General features: G+C 34.1%; 24 protein-coding genes. 22 read left to right on the top strand and 2 right to left on the bottom strand.

Annotated features, from left to right (window positions below; all coding sequences use genetic code 11):
- The first annotated feature begins 170 nt into the window (after window positions 1-170).
- From Q0L29_RS17330 to Q0L29_RS17265, 14 genes are all read left to right on the top strand, one after another.
- Window positions 171-953 carry a glycosyltransferase family 2 protein gene (locus Q0L29_RS17330; RefSeq protein WP_296623721.1) on the top strand — a complete coding sequence of 261 codons (783 nt, stop codon included), beginning with the start codon at window positions 171-173 and terminating at the stop codon, window positions 951-953.
- Between the two features lie 10 nt (window positions 954-963).
- Window positions 964-2,100, top strand: a complete 1,137-nt coding sequence (locus Q0L29_RS17325) for a glycosyltransferase (protein WP_296623720.1) — start codon at window positions 964-966, stop codon at window positions 2,098-2,100.
- A gap of 139 nt (window positions 2,101-2,239) precedes the next feature.
- On the top strand, window positions 2,240-3,136 hold the full coding sequence (locus Q0L29_RS17320) for a sulfotransferase domain-containing protein (protein ID WP_296623718.1): 897 nt from the start codon (window positions 2,240-2,242) through the stop codon (window positions 3,134-3,136).
- A 90-nt stretch (window positions 3,137-3,226) separates the two neighbouring features.
- Complete coding sequence (locus Q0L29_RS17315) at window positions 3,227-3,391, top strand: hypothetical protein (protein ID WP_296623717.1); 165 nt, start codon at window positions 3,227-3,229, stop codon at window positions 3,389-3,391.
- A 501-nt stretch (window positions 3,392-3,892) separates the two neighbouring features.
- Window positions 3,893-4,795, top strand: a complete 903-nt coding sequence (locus tag Q0L29_RS17310) for a glycosyltransferase family 2 protein (protein WP_296623716.1) — start codon at window positions 3,893-3,895, stop codon at window positions 4,793-4,795.
- A 77-nt stretch (window positions 4,796-4,872) separates the two neighbouring features.
- Window positions 4,873-5,730, top strand: a complete 858-nt coding sequence (locus Q0L29_RS17305; RefSeq protein ID WP_296623715.1) for a glycosyltransferase family 2 protein — start codon at window positions 4,873-4,875, stop codon at window positions 5,728-5,730.
- A gap of 272 nt (window positions 5,731-6,002) precedes the next feature.
- Window positions 6,003-6,815: a sulfotransferase gene (locus Q0L29_RS17300; protein ID WP_296623713.1), complete on the top strand. Its 813-nt coding sequence runs from the start codon at window positions 6,003-6,005 to the stop codon at window positions 6,813-6,815.
- Window positions 6,802-7,344 (top strand): serine acetyltransferase, encoded by a 543-nt coding sequence (locus Q0L29_RS17295; protein ID WP_296623712.1) that lies wholly within the window; start codon window positions 6,802-6,804, stop codon window positions 7,342-7,344. Before Q0L29_RS17300 ends, Q0L29_RS17295 begins: the two co-directional genes overlap by 14 nt.
- Window positions 7,344-8,513, top strand: coding sequence for a glycosyltransferase family 4 protein (locus Q0L29_RS17290; protein ID WP_296623711.1), 1,170 nt, complete (start codon window positions 7,344-7,346; stop codon window positions 8,511-8,513). The genes Q0L29_RS17295 and Q0L29_RS17290 overlap by 1 nt, the downstream gene beginning before the upstream one ends.
- 362 nt (window positions 8,514-8,875) lie before the next feature.
- On the top strand, window positions 8,876-9,877 hold the full coding sequence (locus Q0L29_RS17285; protein ID WP_296623710.1) for a bifunctional phosphoglucose/phosphomannose isomerase: 1,002 nt from the start codon (window positions 8,876-8,878) through the stop codon (window positions 9,875-9,877).
- A 145-nt stretch (window positions 9,878-10,022) separates the two neighbouring features.
- On the top strand, window positions 10,023-11,135 hold the full coding sequence (gmd, locus tag Q0L29_RS17280; RefSeq protein WP_296623709.1) for a GDP-mannose 4,6-dehydratase: 1,113 nt from the start codon (window positions 10,023-10,025) through the stop codon (window positions 11,133-11,135).
- Entirely contained in the window at window positions 11,128-12,057 is a 930-nt protein-coding gene (locus Q0L29_RS17275) for a GDP-L-fucose synthase (protein WP_296623708.1), read from the top strand. Before gmd ends, Q0L29_RS17275 begins: the two co-directional genes overlap by 8 nt.
- Window positions 12,058-12,245: 188 nt before the next feature.
- Entirely contained in the window at window positions 12,246-13,391 is a 1,146-nt protein-coding gene (locus Q0L29_RS17270; protein ID WP_296623707.1) for a glycosyltransferase, read from the top strand.
- Window positions 13,392-13,582: 191 nt separating this feature from the next.
- Window positions 13,583-14,530, top strand: coding sequence for an NAD-dependent epimerase/dehydratase family protein (locus tag Q0L29_RS17265; RefSeq protein WP_296623706.1), 948 nt, complete (start codon window positions 13,583-13,585; stop codon window positions 14,528-14,530).
- A gap of 217 nt (window positions 14,531-14,747) precedes the next feature.
- Here the strand turns inward: Q0L29_RS17265 and Q0L29_RS17260 are convergent, their stop codons facing one another.
- A complete protein-coding gene (locus Q0L29_RS17260) occupies window positions 14,748-16,010 on the bottom strand; it encodes a hypothetical protein (protein WP_296623705.1) in 1,263 nt (420 codons plus the stop codon).
- A 606-nt stretch (window positions 16,011-16,616) separates the two neighbouring features.
- On the opposite strand from Q0L29_RS17260, the gene Q0L29_RS17255 reads away from it, so the two are divergent.
- The 8 genes from Q0L29_RS17255 to Q0L29_RS17220 all read left to right on the top strand — a co-directional run bounded on the left by Q0L29_RS17255 (window position 16,617) and on the right by Q0L29_RS17220 (window position 23,381).
- Window positions 16,617-16,826, top strand: a complete 210-nt coding sequence (locus Q0L29_RS17255; protein ID WP_296623704.1) for a hypothetical protein — start codon at window positions 16,617-16,619, stop codon at window positions 16,824-16,826.
- Window positions 16,823-17,059, top strand: coding sequence for a hypothetical protein (locus tag Q0L29_RS17250; protein WP_296623702.1), 237 nt, complete (start codon window positions 16,823-16,825; stop codon window positions 17,057-17,059). The genes Q0L29_RS17255 and Q0L29_RS17250 overlap by 4 nt, the downstream gene beginning before the upstream one ends.
- A 249-nt stretch (window positions 17,060-17,308) precedes the next feature.
- On the top strand, window positions 17,309-17,545 hold the full coding sequence (locus tag Q0L29_RS17245) for a hypothetical protein (RefSeq protein WP_296623701.1): 237 nt from the start codon (window positions 17,309-17,311) through the stop codon (window positions 17,543-17,545).
- A 354-nt stretch (window positions 17,546-17,899) separates the two neighbouring features.
- Window positions 17,900-19,117, top strand: a complete 1,218-nt coding sequence (locus Q0L29_RS17240) for a glycosyltransferase (protein ID WP_296623699.1) — start codon at window positions 17,900-17,902, stop codon at window positions 19,115-19,117.
- Between the two features lie 120 nt (window positions 19,118-19,237).
- Window positions 19,238-19,618, top strand: a complete 381-nt coding sequence (locus Q0L29_RS17235; RefSeq protein WP_296623697.1) for a GxxExxY protein — start codon at window positions 19,238-19,240, stop codon at window positions 19,616-19,618.
- Window positions 19,619-19,816: 198 nt separating this feature from the next.
- Window positions 19,817-20,764, top strand: a complete 948-nt coding sequence (locus Q0L29_RS17230; protein ID WP_296623695.1) for a GNAT family N-acetyltransferase — start codon at window positions 19,817-19,819, stop codon at window positions 20,762-20,764.
- A gap of 229 nt (window positions 20,765-20,993) precedes the next feature.
- Window positions 20,994-21,992, top strand: a complete 999-nt coding sequence (locus Q0L29_RS17225; protein WP_296623693.1) for a polysaccharide deacetylase family protein — start codon at window positions 20,994-20,996, stop codon at window positions 21,990-21,992.
- A 255-nt stretch (window positions 21,993-22,247) separates the two neighbouring features.
- The gene (locus Q0L29_RS17220; protein ID WP_296623690.1) at window positions 22,248-23,381 is read left to right on the top strand and encodes a glycosyltransferase family 4 protein; all 1,134 of its coding nucleotides are present in this window, start codon (window positions 22,248-22,250) and stop codon (window positions 23,379-23,381) included.
- A 345-nt stretch (window positions 23,382-23,726) separates the two neighbouring features.
- Here Q0L29_RS17220 and Q0L29_RS17215 read toward each other — a convergent pair.
- Window positions 23,727-23,914, bottom strand: a 188-nt coding sequence (locus tag Q0L29_RS17215; protein WP_296623688.1) for a hypothetical protein, incomplete at its 5' end; no start/stop codon positions are given.

The raw sequence follows: 23,914 nt of genomic DNA, 5'->3' as shown, positions 1-23,914 counted from the left end.
CAAGATGATATTCTAACTTTTGCGAAAGGACTTCTAAAAATCAAGGAGGTAGTTTGATATATGGTTTAAATATTATATCAAATATATACTAAGAGAGCGAGAATGTATATCTATAGATATCCTAACCTTTGATTTTCACAGCCTATAGTTGTAACTAGTTAATTTTTTAAATGTCGAAAATTTCAATAATAACCATTTCTTATAATAATAAAGAGGGACTAAGTAAAACTATAAATAGCGTATTAAATCAATCCTATAAATATATAGAGTATCTAGTTATAGATGGTGGCTCAAATGATGGTACTGTAGATTTATTGAAATCTTATGATTCTGACATTGATCACTGGGTTTCCGAATCGGATAAAGGCATTTACAATGCCATGAATAAAGGAATTCAGGCTGCTTCTGGTGAATATCTGCTCTTTTTAAATAGCGGGGATGTTTTATTAGAAAATAGTACGATAGAAAAAGCATCTCAGGGACTTTGTGCGGATATTGTATATGGAGATTTGGTTATTAATAAATCAGGTGTTTTGCGCGAAAAAAGATATCCCGACATTTTAACATTTGAGTACTTATGGAAATCCCACCTGCCTCACCCTGCAAGCTTTATTAAAAAAGAATTGTTTCAGCGTTGTGGATTATATAATGAAAACAACAAAATCGTGTCTGATCAAGAATTTTTCATAACTGCTTTAATTAAAGGCAATGCTTCCTATAAGCACCTCAATTTTCCTATTACAAAATTTGAATTTGATGGTATTAGTTCAAAAGATGAGAATAGAAATCTGATAAAACAGGAGAGGGTAACATTCTTCAATAAGCACTTTCCATTGTTGATTACCAATTTTCAAGAGTTGGATCATCTAAAAAAGATACAGAGTTCACGTGTCGTTAAGAAAGCGCTAAAATTCAGGAAGGTTTTAACATTTTTTAAAAATAAATTTAGTTAAAAGATTAGAATTGAAAATACTGTTCTTTAATCATGATTCGAATTTAGGAGGAGCTTCCAGGGCTTTAGTGGAGTTAATTGATGGCTTGCAAGGCAATGATGTAAATTGTATGGTAGTTTTGCCTTCCAGAGGGCCTTTGTGCAATGAGCTTGAAAAGAAATCGATAGAGTACTCTATAATGAGATATTCTAAATGGACAGGTCAACCAAAATACCTATTCAAAAAGCAACCACTAAAGTATATAAAACAGCATCTGAGATTCGTGAAGAAGTTGCTTATAACCATCAGAAGCGTTTTCTATCTTCATCGTTTATTAAAACCATGGAACCCTGACCTAATTATTACAAATACATCCGTGATTTACTTTGGTTATGTTTATTCAGTAATTTATCGGCAAAAACACATATGGCATTTAAGAGAGTTTTTGGATCATGGCTTGCATTTAATCGTACCTAAGAGTTTTTTTTATTTTTTACTGAAATTGTCATCTGGGGTTGTTTTTACCTCATTCTCGCTGAAGAGTCATACATTACCTGAATATAAAAAAGGCTATGTCATCTATGATGGACCTGTTAGTAAAGAAGACTTTAATCGTAGAAAAGTAAATATTCATGATGGTATATTTAAGTTCGTAATTATAGGAATTATTGACGAGAATAAAAATCAGAAGGAGGCTATTAAAGCTTTATCTTTGTTGATAAAACAAGGGTATAATGTCAGTCTAAATGTGGTAGGCAGAGGTAATTATAAACCTTTAAAAGATCTTGCAGAAAATTTAAAAATATCATCTTTTGTACATTTTTCGGGTTATTTGGACGATCCATTTTCAGCATATTACAATGCGAATTCATTATTAATCTGCTCCAAAAGCGAGGGCTTCGGCAGAGTGATTATTGAAGCAATGGCATTTGGAATTGCTGTGATTGGATATGATAATGGAAGAGGCACATCTGAACTCATAACACATCAGTATAATGGGCTATTATATAAGAATGCTGAAGCTGGTTTAGCAGAACAAATGAAAATTATAATTGATAATAGAAATCTTAGGGAGATAATAGAAAATAATGCCTGGGAGCATGCAAGAAAATACTTTACCAAAGATTCTCATGTTAAAAATTTTGAAAATTTAATCATGGAATTATAATTTTTTAAATAATTAGAAAAATATTGTTCTTATGTAATCTACCCTTAAAACCGAACTGTTAAAATTAATGAATGTTTTGTGTTTTAAAACAGTTCTAATTGGGGGTAAGCCTACTGTTAGACACAATAAAATAAATTAAATGAATAAAAATATTTTAGTGACAGGTTCTCATCGTTCGGGTTCAACATGGACAGGAAATGTAATTGCAAAGGCTCAAAATGTAAGGTATATACACGAACCTTTTAATATTGGAATACATCGCAAGAATCATAAGTCACCATTTAATTACTGGTTTGAATGTTTAATCGATAGTGCAACTAAAAATCAAAAAAAGGCTAGTTACTATATTGATTCTTTTTATAAAGTATTTCATAGAAACAACTTGAAAAGGTTACTTACATTGAGGTCATTGAAAGGGCTCTATCATTATTTTGCAGACATGAAGCGTAGGATAACAGATCGAACCATCATAAAAGATCCTATAGCAATAATGTCAACGGAATGGATTTATATGAATTATAACATTGATATAGTTGTACTAATTAGGCACCCTGCGGCTTTTATTGCCAGTTTGAAAGTGAAAGATTGGCAATTTGATTTCAATAATTATTTGAACCAACCCGTTTTGATGAACACCTATTTAAAAGAATATGAATCAGTAATCGAAGATTTTTCGAAAAATAAAAGAGATATAATTGACCAGGGTATTTTACTTTGGAATACAATCCATGACACAATAGCGTATTATCAGGAAAGATATAAAAATGACTGGTATTTTGTTAAGCATGAAAACTTATCGATCAACCCACTTGCCGAATTTAGTGAAATGTTCTCAAAGCTCAATTTAACATTAGACTCTAATGTTGCGAACTATATAAAAGAGTCAACCAGTGGAAGTGAACAATCTGCATTTAAAAGAAATTCAGTTGATAATATTAAAAATTGGAAAAATAGATTGACAGATGATGAAATTAAAAGAATAAAGATTGGCACTGGCGATGTATGGAAAAAATTTTATACTGAGAAGGATTGGTAATTAGGGTAAACAACATTTTTTTAGAAGTAATGTCAGGGAAAATAGCAAACATCAAGCCTTGCGGCCACTTAATCATTATACCGGTATGAAATGTCATGTTTAAGAAAGCCGGCACTACTCAGACAATTTACCCGTTATACTGATATGAACGCCAAGAATCCAGAAAAGGTAGCTATTATTATTTCTGATATCACCATAAAAGGCACTTTTGTAAAAAACAGAGATATTACGGTAGCTTGTGGTAAAACTTACTGAAAAAAATTATGAGTTTTCATAAATAGCTTCCCAGTTGAACAGGACAACTTTCTTTAAATATTTTTTTATAACTATAATTTATTAGAGATTCTTACTATTGTTTGTCATATTTTAGTAGTTAGATGAACCAATGGTAAAATTTTGATTGCATATGGCATCTCGTACTTTTAAAAACACTTCTTAATCTGAAATTTCTACTTCACGTCAAGATAGGATGAAATTGGGAGCGATTTTACTAAAAGATAAGTATTTTGTGCCTCTTCGGATTAATTGTAATAAAGAGTTGATTTATTCTCATTACCTAAAACTTTTGTAGAGATATAGAAAATCGTATGGTTTCTTCAAACTAATTCAATTTCGGAAAAAGAATTCACTTGTAAAGCCTTTTATTTTTTCAACTTATTATATTTAAGCCACAATTTTTAGTCTATGATCTTTATCATCTTATTTCTGAACTTAGCAGAAAATATTAGAGAATCTTGATTTAATGATGTCAACAGTATGAAAAGAATTTATTGTATAATTGTGACTTATAATGGTTTAAAGTGGATCAATCAGTGTCTAGGTAGTTTAAAATCACCTGATACCCCATTTAAAACTATTGTAATTGATAATGGATCCACTGATGGTACTCAAGAAGCCATTAAGACTAAATTCCCTGAAGTTGATTTGATTCAATCAGAAAATAACCTTGGGTTTGGTAAAGCTAATAATGTTGGCATCAAGAAAGCATATGAAAAAAATGCGGATTATATATTTCTTTTAAATCAAGATGCCTGGGTTGACCTTCACACGTTATCTAGGCTTATAGAGGTTGCTGAATCTAATCCCAGCTTTGGTATTCTTAGTCCAATGCACCTCAATGGAAGAGGAGGTGCCCTTGATTTTAAATTTGCTAATTATATTGATCCACAAAAATGTCCTGGTTTTATTTCTGATCTGTATCTTCAAAAGGTGAAATCTCTTTATGAGGTAAGATTTATCAATGCAGCTGCATGGTTATTGAGAAGGGAGACAATTAAAAAAGTTGGGCTGTTCGATGAATTGTTTTTCCTATATGGAGAAGACACGAATTACATTAGCAGATTGCGTTTTCATCAGTTTAAGTTAGGTATTGTTTCAAATGCTGTCATCTATCACGATCGTGAAATACGAAAGGGTAGCAAAAACCCTACAGGTTTAGCATTAGAACATCAAAATAAATTTCAGGTGGGTCTCTTGGACATTAATAACCCCAGTTTAGTAAAGAGCTATCTTTTTAATACTAGAGTTCTTATTGCAAAGTTGTTGAAAGGCATAGTATCAAATCGTGATTTTTTTCGCATCTTCTTTAAAATGTTAAAATTAAGAAAAGAATTTATCAAAAGCAGAAAACGGAATAAACAGCTCTTTATTCAAAATTAGAAAGAAGTAGTAAAATGTTCAAAGTGTTACTGAATGAGAAATTATAGTAAAATATTTATCACTATTTATAAACTAAGATGATTTCTATAATAATTCCTACTTACAACAGGGCTCACTTAATTACCCAATCAATTGAAAGTGTTAAAAATCAAACATTTTCAAGTTGGGAGTTAATCATTGTAGATGATGGAAGCACTGATAATACGCAGGAAGTGGTTAAATTATATCTGGCAGATAAAAGAATAAAATATATTCAAAAGGAGAATACAGGTGCCGCTCATTCTAGAAATGTGGGGGTAGAAAAGGCAAGTTATGACTGGGTTACGTTCCTTGATAGTGATGATAAAGTTAAACTGGATTGGTTAAAAGTTTTTGCTAATATGATACTTTCTAATCCTAAGTCAGTATTATATTCAGTTGGCGTTACAATTAAATATAATGACAAAACATCTCATCATACTCCTTCAAACGATGAGTATATCAAAGGTGGGCATATAACCCGATTTAATGCGGGAGCCTACTTATTGAAAAAATTAATTTTTATTGAAATTGGTGGGTTTGATAGTGATTTAAGATCAATACAACATACAGATTTAGGTATCAGGATTTTAGAATACTTAAATACTAATTTTTTATCTTCTACTTATTCCACTCAATCTTTAGTTATTATTTATAAGCATTCTGGTGAGAGAATTCAAAATGATTGGCGGGCTGTACAAATGGGAACTTTAAAAATTATTGATAAGTATAAAAATTCAGTTTTGCCTAAAAAAACGATTTCATCTTATTATAATGTTGCCAGTTATGCGTCTTTTAAATTAGGTGATAAAAAAAAATCAATTGAATTACTTAAAAATAGTATTAGATACAATCCTCTAAATATTAAATTATATCTCAAATTTATATATTTTTTATTTAAATCTATCTCAGCATGATTACAAGACTAAAATTAAGCTGACATTTCTGCAAAAGATTCGAAGTTTAGTAAAAAAAAATAGTTGAAGAAGATTTGCTTAAAAAGGGGGTTTTCTGTTTATCTTATATTCATTATATATAATTGTTACACTCAATTCTATAGCAATATATACAGTTTTTTTTCTGGTATCAAAATACCGAAGATGAACTAATGAAAAGATTTTAAGATAGAAAGTATATTAAAATTGTTTATAGTTTTGAAGTTAAATAATTATTAGGTTAATTGGATTGAATGAACATGAATAAAACACCTGAATTTATAATAATTGGAGCAATGAAATCAGGAACCTCTACCATCGATAGAAATTTAATAGTACATTCTCAGATTGGTTTTACTGTGACCAAAGAGCCTAATTTTTTTAGTAATAATTTTAATAAAGGGTTTGACTGGTATTTAAATCAATTTCCTAGTGATAAGCCTATTTTAGGTGAAACATCCCCAAATTATTCTAGACTCCATTTGTATCCGGAAACAGTCAGAAATATGAAACAGTTCAATCCTGATATGAAAATTATTTATATTGTACGTGATCCAATAGATAGAATTGTTTCTCATTTACATCACAATATTTATCGAGATAGATTGAATAGTAAAAGCGTTGAAAAGGAATTAATAGGCAATGAAGATTATATTTTGACAAGTAGTTATTTTTTTCAGATAAAACCTTATCTAGAGACTTTCGATAGCAGAAATATTAAAGTTGTTTTGTTTGAAGATTTTATTAAAAATCCAACAGCAATTTTAAAAGATTTGTGCAATTTCTTAAATGCTGAATATGAGGAGATACATTTTAAGGCGTACAATATATCGAGCAAAAAATACCTTATAAAATTTCATGATACTTTTCATAAACTTTTTGGGAATAATAAATTCACAGATTTATATCATTTATTCTGGTATTTTATGTCTATTAAGATTGATCGTCCAATTCTCACAGAGAAATCAAAATTATTTATAAAATCTAATATTAAAGAGGATATTGCGAAATTTCAAACTATATTTTCATTAGATTCCTCCAAATGGAATACCTATGAAAAAATTTAAATTAGCTCTTATAGGTGATCTTTATAGATATCAAAGTTCATTTCTAAAAGCACTATTCGTAAGTCCTGGTTTTCGCTTTTGTGTTTATTTTCGATTGTCTCAGAGTTTTTCAATTATAAATCCATTAGGATTAGTAGGTCGAATATTACTAAAAATTACTAAAGTAAAATATGGGTTTCAAATTCCGCATAGAACCAAAATAGGATATGGGTTTTATATAGGTCATTTTGGTAATATTGTGATTAATCAAAAAGTTATTCTGGGCAATAATTGTAATATCGCACAAGGAGTTACAATTGGCGAAGTAAATAGGGGTATAAAAAAGGGAACTCCTGTAATAGGCAATCAAGTGTGGATAGGTGCAAATTCTGTTATTGTTGGAAATATAAAAATTGGAGATAATGTGTTGATAGCTCCTTTAGCCTTTGTGAATTTTGACATCCCAGATGATGCAGTAGTTAGTGGTAACCCTGCAAAAATAATTAATTATAAGGGTAGTAAGAATTATATAAATAATATTGTTAAGTAATGATAGTTTTCATCATTGATACATTGGAAACAAGAGGAGCAGAAAAAAGTCTATTAGCCATTACTTCTCGTTTTGAAAAATACCAGCCCATTTTTATTCAATTATTTGCCGGGGATACTCTAAAGTCTCAATTTGAAGAAAAGGAAATAAAGATAATCTCTTTAAACCTGAAGCCGGATTATAATTTCAAAAGCATGGCTCTATCGGTTGAAAAAGTTATTGAAAACTTTGATGTTCATTTAATTCATTCAACACTCTTTAGATCTGATCAGGTAGCTCGCATATTAGCAAAGAAATTAGATTTACCTCTAATTAACAGCTTAGTAAATAATTCTTATGCTAAAGTTCGTTATCAAAAACTGACTATTATTCAGAAGATGAAATTAAAATATATAGAAAATTTAGATAGACGTTCTGCAAATAAGGTTAATTTATTTATTTCTAATTCTCACGCCATAAAGCGATCAAATGCTAAAGCTTTAAATATTCCTCTAAATAAAATTAAGGTGATTTTTAGGGGAAGAGACCTTCAAGTGTTCAATCAAAAAGTTAGGTCAGATGACATTAGGCGAGACCTTAAAATTTCTAATGAAAAAGTATTTTTAAATGTCAGTCGTCTATTGGATAGAAAAGGGCAGCTAGATTTAATAGAAGCCTTTCACCAGTATAGGAGAACAGAGAAAAATGCAGTACTCCTAATTGCAGGAGATGGGCAATACAGAGATGCTTTGGTGCAGAGAATCAATGAATTAAATCTAAATTCAAAAGTAAAATTATTAGGTAATCGATCCGATATACCTGAACTATTGCAATTAGCTGATTATTTTGTTTTCCCTTCTCATTATGAAGGTTTACCAGGGGCTTTAATTGAAGCTATGATGTCAAAAACACCAATCATAGCTTCTGATATTCCTGAAAATTTGGAATGTGTAAGTACGGAGAATAGTTTAATATTTCCTGTTGGCAATGTAGGAGCATTAACTAACACAATGTTAGAGGCTCAAGGCATTGATTGGACTCAAAAAATAGAAAAGGCTTATCAATTTGCAGCTGAAAACTTTGATATCAATAAAATTGCGGAGGAATATGAAAGCACTTATGATGAGCTATTGGTAAACAGAAACAGCCCCAAAGGCTGTGAACTAACCGCAAAGGCGCAAAGACGCTAAGGAAACAAAAAAACAGCCAAAGGCTGTGAATAACCACATAACATGTCCCGCACTGCAAGTCGGGAGACACGAAGGCACAAAGGATTTCTAATTAAGAATTACGAATTTTATAATTAGGAGTTGATCACAGTTATCTCAGAATTGATAGTGATATTTTGTTGATTAATTTGTCGTGGCGTAAACAGAATCTTCGCGTCTTGACGAAATATTTTAAAGAACCTTTACCTGCCTTTGTTTTCTTCCATTTCTTTTGTGGTTATAAACCAGCTTTAGCTGGCCATTTTTGTGTCTTTGTGCCTTTGTGGTTCAAAAGAAAAGAGCTTTAGCTCTAATAATTTAATTTCAAGTAGAATTGTAATAAAATGATGCAAAATTTAATAAAAGAATTCCCAAATCAGTTAACTGATGCACTAAGTTTAAAGAATCAGATAGATTCAGTAAAGGATAAATTCAATGGAATTGATAAAATTGCAATTTGTGGAATGGGAGGTTCTGCTTTTGCAGGCCACATAGTGAAAGCGGTTACCAATGAATACAGTAGGTTACCTATCATAATGATTCAAGGATATGAATTACCTTACTGGGTAGATGAAAATACGCTTTTCATAGCATGTTCATATAGCGGAAATACTGAGGAGACCCTTACAATAACAAAAAAAGCCATTGATAAAACTAAGAATTGTTTCTTCATCACAACCGGTGGAGAATTGCTTGATATTTCTGAAATATTAGATATTCCAAAACATGTTTTTCCCGGTGATTCAAAATGTCCAAGAGCTGGAATAGGGTATCCTATAGTTGCAATTTTATTCTTATTAGAAACCTTAGAGGTCTTTGAAAAGCAAGGAAATGTAGAAGCATTAGTAAATGATGCTGTTAAAGAACTTATTTCTTATCAGGAAGAGATACAAACAGAAGCGAAAAAGACAGCAACACTATTGAAAGATAGATTAGCTATAGTTTATTCTTCTGATTTCTTATCGCCTGTGAGTTTAAGATTTACTCAACAATTAGCTGAAAATAGTGAGCAATTAGCTCATTCTAATATTACTCCGGAAATGAACCATAATGAGATAATGGGATGGAATAAACCTGACTTCCTGTTTGAAAAAATAGCAGTGTTAATTTTTCATTCCGATTTCGATAATGAACGTAATAAAAAACGTTTGAAAATCACTCAGGAAATAATCAGTAAAAAAAGTAATGTAATTGAAATAACTGCCAAAGGAAATTCGAAATTATCTCAGTTGTTGTATTTGATTCATTTTAGTGATTGGGTATCCCTGGAATTGGCAATATTAAATGAAGTGGATGCATCTGAGATTAAAAATATTGACTATTTTAAAAATGAATTATCCAGGTAAGATATATTTTAAATAAAATTACTGATAATAAGAAATATATATTTATGAAACCGACACGATTAAAATTATCATTGCCATATATTCGAAATGATAATTTTAATCGTCAAAGGTTGCATCTGACAATTAAAAAACAAAATATAAACAGATGAAAAAAGCATTGATCACAGGAATTACCGGTCAAGATGGAGCATATTTAGCAGAATTATTATTAAAAAAGGGCTATGAAGTGCACGGGATCAAAAGGAGAAGTTCTCTTTTCAATACGGATAGAATTGACCATCTCTACCAAGATCCTCACGAAAAAGAAGTTAGGTTTATATTGCATTACGGGGATCTAACAGATAGTATGAATATTACCCGAATCATTAAAGAGGTGCAGCCAGATGAAATCTATAATTTGGGAGCAATGTCTCATGTTAAAGTCAGTTTTGAGACTCCCGAATATGTAGCAAATGTAGATGGAATGGGTACCTTAAGGATCTTAGAAGCTGTACGGCTTTTAGGGTTACAAGATAAAACCAGGATATACCAGGCATCGACTTCGGAGTTGTACGGCTTAGTTCAGGAAACTCCTCAGTCAGAAAAGACTCCATTTTATCCCAGATCACCCTATGCAGTAGCTAAAATTTATGGCTATTGGATAACAGTTAATTATAGGGAGGCCTATAATATGTTTACATGTAATGGTATTTTATTCAATCATGAATCTCCTTTGCGAGGCGAAACCTTTGTTACCAGAAAAATCACCAGAGCCGTATCGAGAATCGCTTTAGGATTACAAGAAGCTTTTTACTTGGGCAATATAGATGCTAAAAGAGATTGGGGTCATGCGGAAGATTATGTTGAGGCCATGTGGAGGATATTGCAGCAAGATGTTGCGGAAGATTTTGTAATAGCTACCGGAGTAACGACTTCTGTTAGGGATTTCGTCATTAAAGCTTTTGATTATGTCGGTATTGAATTGGAATTCAAGGGCGAAGGGGTAAATGAAATAGCGGTAATTAAGAAGTGCAGAACGTCTGAATTTAATTTAAAAGAGGGTAGTGTCGTTTTAAAAATTGATCCTAAATATTACAGGCCTACGGAAGTAGATTTGTTGTTAGGAGATCCGACCAAATCGAAAGAAAAACTGGGGTGGGAACCAAAGCATGACGTAGACTCTTTGGTTAAAGATATGATGAAATCAGATCTGGAACTATTTAGAAAGGACATGCTTTTAATCGAAGGAGGTCATAAAGTGAATAATTATAATGAATAAAGATTCAAAAATATATATTGCCGGGCATAGAGGAATGGTAGGGTCTGCCATTCATAGGAAATTGCAAAAAGAAGGCTTTCAAAATATCGTAACAAGAACTTCAAAAGAATTAGATTTAAGAAACCAGCTTGCCGTGGCTGATTTTTTTGAAATAGAAAAACCGGGATATGTTTTTTTAGCCGCAGCTAAAGTGGGTGGGATTTTAGCCAACAATAAATATAGAGCGGAATTTTTATACGATAATTTGATGATACAAAACAATGTAATTCATCAAAGCTACTTGAATGATGTTACTAAATTGCTTTTTCTGGGTTCTTCCTGTATTTATCCGAAATTGGCACCACAGCCGCTCAAAGAAGAATATTTGTTGACGGGGGAGCTAGAGCCAACCAATGAGCCTTATGCTATTGCAAAGATCGCAGGAATTAAAATGTGTGATGCATACAGAGATCAGTATGGTTGCAATTTTATTTCTGCAATGCCTACGAACTTATATGGCCCAAATGATAATTATGATTTGGAAACTTCCCATGTGCTGCCGGCACTAATTAGGAAATTTCATGAAGGTAAATCAAACAACAAAAGTTCCGTGCAATTATGGGGTAGTGGCACGCCTAAAAGAGAGTTTCTACATGTAAATGATTTGGCTGATGCGTGTTATTTTTTAATGAATAATTTTAATGAAAAAGGTTTCGTCAATATCGGCACAGGTAAAGAAATCACAATTAAAGAATTGGGCGAACTGATCAAGAAAATTGTTGGATTTGAGGGTGAACTTGATTGGGACGATTCTAAACCAGATGGCACTCCAAGAAAGTTAATGAATGTTGATAAAATAAACGCTTTAGGCTGGAATTATAAAATTGATTTACAAGATGGAATATCATCTGTTTATGAAGATTTTAAATCCTATTCCTCGTGAGGCATGCTGAATTCAAATCAGATTTAGCTAAACCCTCTTCACCTCAGGTTAATTTAGCTTTAGCTAAATAACTTTTGTTTTCTTTTATGTCTTTTCCCGATAAATTCGGGACAAGTCGTGGTTAAATTTTCTTTGTGCCTTCGCGTCTTTGCGGTTCCGTAGAGCTTTAGCTCTCAATAACTATTAGCATGAAAATCCTTCAAATCATACAAAAACCCCAGCTACGTGGTGCAGAGATGTTTGCAAGCCAGCTGAGCAATCATTTGCAAGACCAAGGCCATGAAGTAATATTAGTTTCCTTGTTTAAAGGAGAAGGACAGTTGAGCTTTAGCGGGAAACAAGTTCATTTAAATTTAAGGGCCAAAGTTCGTTGGTTAGATTATAGTGGGTTCAAAGCATTTACTAATGTGATTAAAAATGAAAAGCCTGATCTTATACAAGCCAATGCAGGAGATACCTTGAAATATGCGATCTTATCGCGATTATTATTTGGCTGGAAACAAGCAATAGTTTTCAGAAATGCTTCAATGGTCAGTTTGTATATCAAAAATCCTATCGTAAAAATATTAAATGGGTTTTTGTATAAAAAAGTAGATGCCATTGCTTCTGTTAGCCAGCAATCGAGGAAGGATTTGAATCAGTTGTTTCCAGTGACTTTAGGAAAGTCTAGAGTTATTCCGATAGGGATAGAGTCGAAGCAAAGCGGAGGTCTAGGGACAAACGAATCGGGAAATAAAATCGAAGCGCAGCGTAGATCCCGAGAGGTAAGAATCGGGAAAAAAGATGAAATACAACTAGTGCATGTGGGAGGCTTTAGTTTTGAGAAGAATCATAAAGGTTTATTAAATATTTTCAAGCGGTTATTGCTTGATTACCCTGAAGCAAAGCTAAAATTAATAGGAGATGGTCCTTTACGGAAACAGACTGAAGAGATAGCCAAAGGTTTGGGTATCTTTGATTCAGTTGAATTCTTGGGTTTTCAAACTAATCCTATGCAATTCGTCCAAAATGCTGATGTCTTTGTTTTGCCGAGCATAATTGAAGGTTTACCGGGTGTGGTATTAGAAGCTTTTTACGGCCAAACTCCTGTAGTGGCCTATGATGTGGGCGGAGTAAGAGAAGTAGTGAAAAATGAAGAGACAGGTATTTTGGTGAAGAAAGGAGATGAGGAAGGATTTGTTGAAGAGATTAAAAAAACGATACAAAATCCAGAGGAAACTAATAAAAGAGTAAAAGAAGCTTACAAATTAGTGCAGAAGGAGTACAGGAATGAGGTCATAGCGGAAAAATTCTCATCTTACTACAAAGAAATACTTGATAGCCAAAGGCTATAGAACTAACCACAAAGTCACAAAGCCACTAAGAATAATAATTATTAATTAATAATTGGTTAATTAATAATTCAGTTCAAAAAATACATCGTTACGCTAAAACCACTTTTTTATTAAAATTTTCTTTGTGAAACCTTTGTGTCTTCGTGTCTTTGTGGTTCAAAAAAGAGCTTTAGCTCTAAAAATCAATTTAAATGAATTATAGTTTTTTAAAAGATAGACATATTTTAGTAACAGGTGGAGCAGGCTTTATTGGGCATCATCTTGTTAAAAAAATCATCAAACAGAAACCTGCTAAACTTTACATCATCGATAATTTAGCAACTGGGATGCTAAGCAATATTGAAGAGTTCCTTGCTTTACCAGAAGTAGAATTTATCAATGAGGATGTTGCTAAACCTTCAGCAGTGGAATCTATCACCGATTTAGACTATATTTTTCACTTGGCAGCAGTGGTGAGTGTGCCTAAATCCTTTGAAATGCCCTTTTTAACGCATCGAACCAATGAAAGTGGTTTTATTAATATGTTGGAGTTGGCGAAGCGCTTAAAAGTAAAGAAAATATGCTACGCTTCTTCTTCTGCGGTTTATGGCGAGCAAAACCAAATGCCAATTTACGAAACAGCCCAGTTGAATCCGCAATCTCCTTATGGTCTGAGTAAATTACTAAATGAGCAATATGCGAAAGCCTTTTATGAATGGGAATCCATTTCGAGTATGGGCTTTCGATTTTTTAATGTTTTTGGCCCTGGTCAAAGAGCTAATTCTCCTTACTCCGGGGTGATCTCGATTTTTTTAAGCAGAATGCAGAAAGGAGAGAATATTCAAATTTTTGGTGATGGCGAGCAAATCCGTGATTTTGTATTTGTAGGAGATGTAGTGCAAGCCTTATTACGAGGAGCTCAATCTGAAAAGACTTTCGGTCTATATAATGTAGGGAGCGGACAAACGACTTCTCTAAATGAATTGTATGATGTGTTAAAAAATCTAACTAATTACTCCAAAGAGCCAAGATACCAAGAAGCCAGAAAAGGAGATATCAAAAAAAGCGCAGCAGATATTGAGTTGATTAAGAAAGAGTTAGGCTATAATCCCAAATTCAATCTAAAAGAAGGATTGGCTAAACTGATTGAGACAGCCTAAGGCTGTGATGGAACCACAAAGACACGAAGACACAAAGTTTTTTTTAAAAGTGTAAGGAATTTGAGATTGAGAATGGCAATCAATCATTCTAGAATTGTTAAGCCATTTTTTTTTTTGGCGTCTTGGCACCTCATGACTAGAATACAGTACTGGATAAGTTATGCAGTTAGTTTTTTCAGCTTTAGCAGAATTTCTTTGTGTCTTTGTGTCTTTGTGGTTAGCCACCGGCTTTAGCCGGCTCAGCAGCTGCAGCCTTTCTTTTAGCAGCCCTCATTCTTGCCCTAAAAGCCTGCTTCTTTTTATCATCATACATCTGAATGATCACGAAAAGAAACAACATCATCACCTGGCTTTTCTGCCTAATGGCAATCCCCAAATTTCCTGAAATCTGAGCTAGTGCAATAGAAACCGTAATAAAACTAAAGAAAGCAGTTTTTACAGCAAAGTCCCCTCTGATAATATACCAAATCCCACCCTTAAAGATAAACACCAGCGTTACCAACAATAAAAATACATTTTCAAAAGAAACGATGATGCCCAACATTCCTGGAGCATCAAAAAAGAGCGGCCTGAAAAGAAAGGTAAATACCTGCTCTGGTAAAGTCATTGTAGTAATATCTAATCCGGAAGTTGCTTTGGCTAATTCAGAGGCACGATTATCCATATTTAAGCCTTCTGAGAAAATTGTATCAGTTTCAAGTCCAACTAAGTTCAATACATCCTGATAAATAAACCCTAAAGCTACAGTAGCTACTGCAATCATTAGGAATTTTACAGTGTATCCTAATCCTTTGGTACTAAAAGTGAACCCTATTAAGGAAGATGCTAGAATAACAAATAATATGTGAGGCCGAATATGATATGTGATTAAGGCACCAACGAGTAAAACCCAATACCTTTTAGGGATATTATTGAGTCCATAGAAAAGTAAACTAATTCCCAGAAATATAAAAGAACCTTTCCCGAAAGAGCCAGACCAAAAATGCAGGTTAGGAATAAGGAAAAAGAGGTGTAGCATATCAAATCCGAAAATTGTACTTTTGAAATTTATACGTTCCCTAAAAAATTTATAGAAATAAATAAATCCTAAAAAGCCAAAGAAGGCAAATAAAGCCATCATGGCTTCATAGGTAAATCCAAACCAATTAATAAAGGGATAACCAGTCCATTCTATAAAAGTGGTAGAAGTGCCATAAAAGTCAAACCAATCTGGACCTTTTCTGTATTCACTCACTTTTGTATAGTAAAAAGCAGAATCAGATGGGTTGAAAACTGCATATACATAATAAACCAATGACAAAAAGAGATGATACCAAAATAGCTTTTTTAAGAATTTATTGTCTTGGGCGCTGTGGTTGGGTAGACCGAGTTCCTGATGCATGCGGGATAAACTTTTCCCTCTTTTGACCGGCATCAGTCGGTCTATCACCTGCATGGAGATAAAGTAGGAGAGGAGAATGATGATGATGCCGTATAACATGAGACAAAAATACAGTCTTAATGCTAAGACAGCAAAGCTTTTAAATAATAAAAACAGCCAAAGGCTGTAACTAACCACAAAGACACAAAGGCACAAAGAAAAAAACTGCTAGTAACCGCAAACCTGTCCCGCACTGCAAGTCGGGAGACGCCAAAGCGCAAACGAAAATAATTAGAAGAGCTAAAGCTCTAAAACTAACCGCATAACCTGTCCCGTACTGCAAGTCGGGAGGCGCAAAGACGCTAAGGAAAATAATAAGGAGAGCTAAAGCTCTTGGACTAACCGCTAACCTGTCCCGTATTCATCGGGAAACTCGGGAACTAATCGCCCAATTTGATCTGCACATCTTAAGGTAATAATTAATTGTGTTTTTGCTTTAGCTAAAACAACTTCGTGTCTTTGTGCCTTTGTGGTTAAAAAAAGCTTTGTAGTCAACATCTTGATAATCCAGATTGAAAAACTATATTTGAAATATAATTGTTAATACATCAAGTAAGAACACATTATTATGAAATCGACATAAAAATTCAGCTTTGAATATTTAACATCACAAAGCTGAATTTTTATCAAAGATTCCATGTGACCGTTTAAAATAAACCTATACACATGAAAAAATTAACAACAGAAGCACTTAAACGCAATATTAGTAAGGCTTATAAGGCTATTAATAAAGAAGACATGGAGCTTCATAAATTAGCCAGAATTACTGTAAGAGATGGGTACGTTGTAAAAATTTATCCTGATGGTAGAACAGAGCGGTTAAAAAAAGCGGAGTTTGGTTATAAAGAACTGAATATTGAAGATTTTAGTATTTGAGTATCAAAGATAAGCAACCAAAATTCAGATTATTTGCCGGTCCAAATGGTTCTGGTAAATCTACTCTAATAGAAGAGATAAATTCACAATTTAGCATAGGATATTTTATTAATGCTGATGTAATAGAGGTTGATTTAAGAAAGAATAACTCTCTAGAAATATCGTCTTACCTTCCAAAAACAGTTGCCCAAAAAATAGAGAATTATTTTGAAAACCTAGGGAGAAGTACTTAATTATTTACAACCACCCCGTCCTTCGGACACCCCTCCTTTTTTAAGGAGGGGAGCTGCTTCGAGCAAAGAAATAATCTATATTTCAATTTTCATCCTTATTGTCTTGGTGTTTAAAAACAAACATTTTAAGAGATTAAACCTATGGATATTTTGCACGCACTGATGCTCCCCTGTTTTAGGGGAGCTTCCGCTGGTTAGCGGATGAGGGGTATAGACCCTCAAATCAACGTGTAAAGAGTGCTAAAAAGAGTGAAAAAAGGAGGTCATGATGTTGATAATCAAAAAATAATAGACCGTTACTATAAAAGTTTAGCTCTTTTAAAATCAGCTTTCTCAATAGCTGATCGAGCCTATGTAATTGACAGTACTTCCTTCAAAAATTCTGTAATTTTGGAGAAGAAGGATATGCAATTAATTTTCCACAACAAAAATGCCCCTGAATGGGTAGTGGAATATTTATTACAATATTTAGCTAAAAAAAAGTAATCTATCTTGATGAGAGCCAAAGGCTGTGACTAACCGCTAAGACGCCAACTTGCCTGACGGCAGACAGGGGCGCAAAGAAAAATAATAAAAAAAGAGATAAAGCTCTGGAACTAACCGCATAATTTATTACGGCATCTTAATGTAAAAATTAAATGTGTTTCAGCTTTTCTGAAATCCCTTAGTGTCTTTGTGCCTTTGTGGTTCCGGCAATCAGCTTTAGCTGATAAACATTCCCGAGTGGTCGGGACAGGTTGTTTTCTTTTTTTTATCTTTTGTGGTTAAATTTTTCTTTGTGACTTAGTGTCTTTGTGGTTCAAAAAAAGCTTTAGCTTTGCGGTTTAAGTCGCAATTGCAATGAAAATAAAAGTTCTTCACATTATAAAATCCCTTGGTAGAGGTGGGGCAGAGATGCTTTTACCTGAAACCTTGAAGCTTCACGATCAAGAGCGATTTGAATTCCATTATATCTATTTCCTGCCCTGGAAAGACCAGATGGTAGAGGCTTTGGAAAGTGCTGGCGGGACAGTCACTTGCTTTGCAGCTAAAAACAATATGCAGTTGATGCGGCAGATTGATAAGGTGGATCGCTATGTACAACAACATAAGATCGATTTGATTCATGCGCATTTGCCCTGGGCCGGCTTTTTAGCTCGTTTTCTGCATAAAAGTAATAAGATTCCACTTGTTTATACTGAGCATAATAAACAAGAACGCTATCATAAAGCTACGTTTTACCTCAATAAATGGACGTTCAACTGGCAATCTAAAGCTATTGCCGTAAGTAGTGATGTGGAAACTTCTATTAAGCAGAATATAAATCCCAAAGTGCCTGTCCAAACGGTACTCAATGGAGTAAATACTGATTACTTTCAACGAAAGTCTTTAGATCAAACTGCTGAGGAAGTAGAAGCGCTAGCTGAGGAGTCAACGGCTATCACTTTTCGAGCGAATCAAGAGGCTTCCGAGGAATTGCCTTTTGACAATGGAAAAGAGGTTTTACAAAAGCTAATCTCACACAAAAGAGATAACCATGATCTTCAGATTGTGGGCACGATTGCGGTTTTCCGGTTTCAGAAGCGTTTAGTGGAATGGATAAAGGTATTTCATCAAGCTGCAAAAGAAAACCCAAACCTCAGAGGGGTGATAGTGGGTAATGGGCCATTTGCAGCAGAATTATTGCAATTACGAACTGAATTAGGCTTAGAGAAGCAGTTATTCCTGCCCGGTCTGCAGACTAATACCAAAGACTGGTTCTCCATTATGGATGTCTTTATGATGAGCTCAGAATTTGAGGGCTTACCCATTGCACTTCTTGAGGCTATGAGCATGGAATGCGCCATTGTGACAACTGATGCTGGTGGAGTTAAAGAAGTAGTAGAAGATGGAGAAAGTGGGTTGATGGTGGGTGTTGATGACTGGGAACAACTGGCTGGTAAATTAGAGATGCTGAGGGATGATGAATTGAGAATTGAATTGGCGAAAAATGCTAGAAAAAGGGTTGAAGAGGCATTTAGTTTGAAAAGGATGGTGGATGAATTGGAAGAGGTTTATTTAGCTACAGCCAAAGGCTGAATTGAACCACAAAGACACGAAGGCACAAAGGAAATAAAATTAAGAGTTTCCGCTTTTTTATTGATTAAAGTTATTAATAAGTTTACGGAAATATTTATTTCAACCCAAACTGTATCTCTAATGAGCGAGAATGAATTATCTAAAATTGTAGTGAATGCAGCATATCAAGTCCATACAGAATTAGGTGCTGGTTTACTTGAAAATGTATATCAGGAATGTTTGTTTTCCGAAATAACAGATGCTGGTCTAAAGGTACAGAAGGAAGTCGTTTTACCAGTCGTCTACAAAAATAAAAAAATTGAATTAGGCTATCGTATTGACCTATTGGTTGAAGATAAGCTAATAATTGAAATAAAATGTGTTGATTCTTTTATGCCTATCCATAAAGCACAGTTATTAACTTATTTAAAACTTACCAATAACAAATTAGGCTTATTAATGAACTTTAATGTCCCACTGATCAAAGATGGGATCAAAAGAGTCATCAATGGTTATTTATAAAAACAGCCAAAGGCTGGATTGAACCACAAAGACACGAAGGCACTAAGAAAAAAAGATTCTGGTTACCAAATGCTACCAAGAGCTTTAGACTTTTTTTAATGGAATAATTGCATGAGAATTAATAGATTCTTTAAAAATAAACTTTGTGCCTTTGTGTCTTTGTGGTTATACTGCAGCTTTGCTGCTTACTAGAGAGAAATGAACATACGCCCTGCTAAAAAATCAGACGTTACCAACATCGTCCAGCTACTGAAATCCAGTCTGGGCGAATCGCTTATGCCTAAATCTGAAGCCTATTGGCAATGGAAACACATCAATAATCCTTTTGGTGCTTCACCCGTTTGGGTCGCAGAGGAAGAAGGGAAGCTGATTGGAGTGCGGGCTTTTATGCAATGGAATTGGGAAAAGGAAGGGCAAATCTTTAAAGCAATTAGAGCAGTAGATACTGCTACAGATCCTGCGCATCAAGGCAAAGGAATATTCAAAAAATTGACTCTAGGTTTGCTGGAGCAATGTGAAAAAGACGGAGTTCATCTGGTATTTAACACCCCCAATAATCAAAGTAAGCCAGGTTATTTAAAAATGGGCTGGGAGGAAGCAGGTAAACTCCCTATTCAAATAAGCATTAAAAAACCTATCAAAATTGCCATTGCAAAGCTAAAAGGAAAGAACGAAACAAGTTTTTTAGAACTGCCAAATGGGGCTGAATATGATCTGCAAAAAGCCTTGAATCAATTTCAATTTAATTTTAAAGAAAGTACTGTTTGGGGTACGGCCTACAGTTTGAACTATCTGAAATGGCGATATGAAGAAGTTCCGATCATACCATATTATGCGCATTTCAATGATAATGCCTGCGTGATTTTTCGATTAAAAGCTGGAGGGCTAGGAGTAGAGCTGAGAATTTGTGATGTATTTGGTCAAAAACAGGATATAGAACAACTCTTAGATGAAGTATACTATCAAAACGATTTTGATTATATGAGCATCAGCGGTTTCGAGCCAATAAAGCTACCTGGAATCTTAAAGCAAAACAAAAACTTGGGCCCTGATGTGACTATAAGAACCTTGGCAGAAAAAGATTTGACTGAATTTCAGGGATTTAATAATTGGCATCCTGCTTTGGGTGACCTGGAGGTGTTTTGACAGCCATAGGCTGTAGGGTTAACCACAAAGACACGAAGACACTAAGTTTTCACAAAGAAAAAATATTAAAATGGCTACGGTTCTGTATTTTCATTTTTAAAAAGCTAGTAATGACATATCAATTCGTAATTTCAAAATTCATAATTCCTAATTTATTTCTTTGTGACTTTGTGGTTCAAAAAACCAGCTTTGCTGGTAATAATTAATAGATTTGTAGTAAAAGAACTATTTGAAATCAGTATTCACCATATCACTAGACTTTGAACTGCATTGGGGCGGATTTGAAAAATGGCCCTTAGATGAAGCAAAAAAGCAGTATTTTCTAAATACCCGTAAGCTCATTCCACAGCTTTTGGGTTTATTTGAGCAACATGAAGTGCATGTGAGCTGGGCTACGGTTGGTTTGCTAATGCACCATAATAAAACAGAAATAGAAGAAAATAGTCCGGAACTGAAACCAAATTATGCTCAAGAAGCGCTTTCAGCTTATCATTTTATGCAAAATACTGGTATAGGCGAAAATGAAAAAGAAGATCCTTTCCATTATGCCGATTCCTTAATTGGAGAAATTGTCAAAAGAAAAGGGCAGGAGCTTTCATCTCATAGTTTTGCCCACTATTACTGCAATGAAGCAGGACAAAGCACCGAGCAATTTGATGCAGATTCAAAAGCTATCCAGAAAGCTGCTCAGAAATACGGAAAGTCATTGAAATCTTTAGTATTTCCTCGAAATCAATTTAATGCAGCTTATTTGAAAGTTTGTAAAGATAATGGAATTGGAATTATACGCTCAAACCCTGTTGATTGGTGGTGGAATACAGCAGATGGAGCTTTAAATGAATCTAAATGGAAACGCTTAAACCGTGGCTTAGATGCTTATTTCAATATTGGAGGCAAGACTTCCTATGGAATAGATGCCATCAAAAAGCAGGAAGGTGTTTATTTGCTGCCAGCAAGTCGCTTACTGAGACCTTATAATCCAAAGGAATCATTCTTGAACCAAAAGAAAATCAACAGGATTAAAAAGGAAATGACCCTTGCCGCTCAAAATGGAGAGTTTTATCATTTGTGGTGGCATCCGCATAATTTCGGGAATCATTCTGAGGAGAATATGGCTGGATTGAAAGAGATCTTAAGTCATTATAGCTTTTTGCAGAAAGAATACGGCATGGAGAGTTTGAATATGGGGGAGATTTTGGAGCTTTTACAGCCTAAGGCTGTGGACTAACCGCAAAGGCGCAAAGGAAAATAAAAGTTATTATTTACAGTTAAACATGAATCGGATGCTAAGACTAGAATTTATTATTATCAAATTACTAATTCTTAAGTATAGCTCTTTGCGTCTTGGCGTCTTTGCGGTTCAATCACGACCTTTGGTCGTTTTAAAAATGCTTTTCATTTAATTATAGTTTCTATAGAAATCAAAAATTAGCATCTTAGCAGAATAAAACTTAAAAACATCAAAACCTCAACACCTCTGCACTTGAAAAAGAAAATCCTCCGCATTACTACAGTCCCAATATCCTTAAATATCCTATTGAAAGGACAACTGAAGTATATGCAGGAAAACGGCTATGAAGTAATTACCGCCAGTGCTGATGGTCCGGAAGTTAAAGAAGTAGTAGAAAGGGAAGGCGTTAAACATTTTCCTATCGATTTTACACGTACTTTAAGTCCATTTAAAGACCTAAAAGCGCTTTGGCAACTCATTCGATTAATTCAGAAAGAAAAGCCGGATATAGTCCACACCCACACTCCAAAAGCAGGGCTATTGGGCATGATGGCAGCTAATTTCACAGGTGTTAAGCTTAGGATGCATACCGTAGCAGGCATGCCGCTAATGGAAGCTACTGGTTTGACTAAAATCATTTTAAAGATTACTGAAAAAGTTACTTATTTCTGTGCACATAAAGTTTATCCCAATTCCTATAAACTCAAAGACTATATGATTGAGGAATTCCCTGCTTATGAAAGGAAGTTTAAGATTAAAGGAGAGGGGAGTTCAAATGGAATTAATACTGAATATTTTGCCAAGGAAAATATTGATCTAAAAATAATTTCAAATCTAAGAACTGAGCATAGTATTCCTTCAGAAGCAATAGTGTTTGCTTTTGTAGGGAGAATAGTGGAAGACAAAGGTATTCATGAATTAGTGGAAGCGTTTTTGGGCATAAAGGAAGAAGTTTATCTTCTATTAGTTGGTGCTTTTGAAGATGAGAGAGAGCCCGTAAAAGCTGAAATTAAAGAAGGTATCTCAACAAATGATCACATTGTTCATGTAGGTTTTCAAAAAGATATTCGCCCGTTTTTAGCCGCAGCTGATGTTTTTGTATTTCCGTCTTACAGAGAAGGTTTCCCAAATGTGGTATTGCAAGCAGCCGCTATGGAATTGCCATGTATAGTATCCGATATTAATGGTAGTAATGAAATCATTACTCACAATGAAAATGGTTTGATAGTGCCTGTTAAAGATACCGCTCAACTCAAATCCGCTATGGAAGAGTTGTTAAGCAATTCGGAAAAGAGACAGGTCTTAGCAACTAAATCCAGAGCCTCTATTTTAGAGAAATATGATCAGGAGAAAGTTTGGAAGGCTATTTTGAAGGAGTATGTATAGGGGAGAGCCTAGATTTAAGACAAACCCATCATCCGCTAGTTAGCGGAAGCTCTTTGCCAACTGGCGACAGCATCTGAAATTACAAAACATTCCTAGCTTGCTCGAAGCAGTTTCCCTCCTTACAAAAAGAAGGGACGCCCGAAGGGCGGGGTGGTTGTGAAACAAGAATTTAATTTTCTTAGGCTAAAGTCTGACCTTCTATCCTGACTTATCTTCCCACTTCGAGCTTTTAACTTTTCGCAATAATGTCACCCTTCCAGGGCTTGGATGCAGTGCCATGAGCTAAGTTACCGAAGTGTCGTCCCGTTGGACTTTGGTGGACATCTATTAATAGGAAATTTACAATTATAGTGATCTTACAGGATAATACAGTTTTAATGATATCATTGAAGTACTGACTTCGCAGACTGTTTTGCTCCGTAGGGTTAAAATTATGATAACAATATTAGGATTTAGGTTAGTAATAGCTTCAAACTCCTGCCTTAATGCAATAATGTCACCCTTATAGGGCTTATGTATTCTGCTTTTAGCAG

Origin of the sequence: Marivirga sp., from assembly GCF_024636815.1 — a bacterium.
Classification (GTDB): Bacteria; Bacteroidota; Bacteroidia; order Cytophagales; family Cyclobacteriaceae; genus Marivirga.
This window is presented reverse-complemented; position numbering and strand designations above follow the sequence as displayed.

What these genes read in the sequence shown, in the direction of transcription:
- Q0L29_RS17320 (WP_296623718.1), top strand. Translation starts at nt 2,240, where the DNA reads ATGAATAAAAATATTTTAGTGACAGGTTCTCATCGTTCGGGTTCAACA.
- Q0L29_RS17310 (WP_296623716.1), top strand. Translation starts at nt 3,893, where the DNA reads ATGAAAAGAATTTATTGTATAATTGTGACTTATAATGGTTTAAAGTGG.
- Q0L29_RS17300 (WP_296623713.1), top strand. Translation starts at nt 6,003, where the DNA reads ATGAACATGAATAAAACACCTGAATTTATAATAATTGGAGCAATGAAA.
- Q0L29_RS17235 (WP_296623697.1), top strand. Translation starts at nt 19,238, where the DNA reads ATGAGCGAGAATGAATTATCTAAAATTGTAGTGAATGCAGCATATCAA.
- Q0L29_RS17240 (WP_296623699.1), top strand. Translation starts at nt 17,900, where the DNA reads ATGAAAATAAAAGTTCTTCACATTATAAAATCCCTTGGTAGAGGTGGG.
- Q0L29_RS17330 (WP_296623721.1), top strand. Translation starts at nt 171, where the DNA reads ATGTCGAAAATTTCAATAATAACCATTTCTTATAATAATAAAGAGGGA.
- gmd (WP_296623709.1), top strand. Translation starts at nt 10,023, where the DNA reads ATGAAAAAAGCATTGATCACAGGAATTACCGGTCAAGATGGAGCATAT.
- Q0L29_RS17315 (WP_296623717.1), top strand. Translation starts at nt 3,227, where the DNA reads ATGTCATGTTTAAGAAAGCCGGCACTACTCAGACAATTTACCCGTTAT.
- Q0L29_RS17255 (WP_296623704.1), top strand. Translation starts at nt 16,617, where the DNA reads ATGAAAAAATTAACAACAGAAGCACTTAAACGCAATATTAGTAAGGCT.
- Q0L29_RS17265 (WP_296623706.1), top strand. Translation starts at nt 13,583, where the DNA reads ATGAATTATAGTTTTTTAAAAGATAGACATATTTTAGTAACAGGTGGA.
- Q0L29_RS17305 (WP_296623715.1), top strand. Translation starts at nt 4,873, where the DNA reads ATGATTTCTATAATAATTCCTACTTACAACAGGGCTCACTTAATTACC.
- Q0L29_RS17285 (WP_296623710.1), top strand. Translation starts at nt 8,876, where the DNA reads ATGATGCAAAATTTAATAAAAGAATTCCCAAATCAGTTAACTGATGCA.
- Q0L29_RS17270 (WP_296623707.1), top strand. Translation starts at nt 12,246, where the DNA reads ATGAAAATCCTTCAAATCATACAAAAACCCCAGCTACGTGGTGCAGAG.
- Q0L29_RS17275 (WP_296623708.1), top strand. Translation starts at nt 11,128, where the DNA reads ATGAATAAAGATTCAAAAATATATATTGCCGGGCATAGAGGAATGGTA.
- Q0L29_RS17290 (WP_296623711.1), top strand. Translation starts at nt 7,344, where the DNA reads ATGATAGTTTTCATCATTGATACATTGGAAACAAGAGGAGCAGAAAAA.
- Q0L29_RS17260 (WP_296623705.1), bottom strand. Translation starts at nt 16,010, where the DNA reads ATGTTATACGGCATCATCATCATTCTCCTCTCCTACTTTATCTCCATG.
- Q0L29_RS17230 (WP_296623695.1), top strand. Translation starts at nt 19,817, where the DNA reads ATGAACATACGCCCTGCTAAAAAATCAGACGTTACCAACATCGTCCAG.
- Q0L29_RS17295 (WP_296623712.1), top strand. Translation starts at nt 6,802, where the DNA reads ATGAAAAAATTTAAATTAGCTCTTATAGGTGATCTTTATAGATATCAA.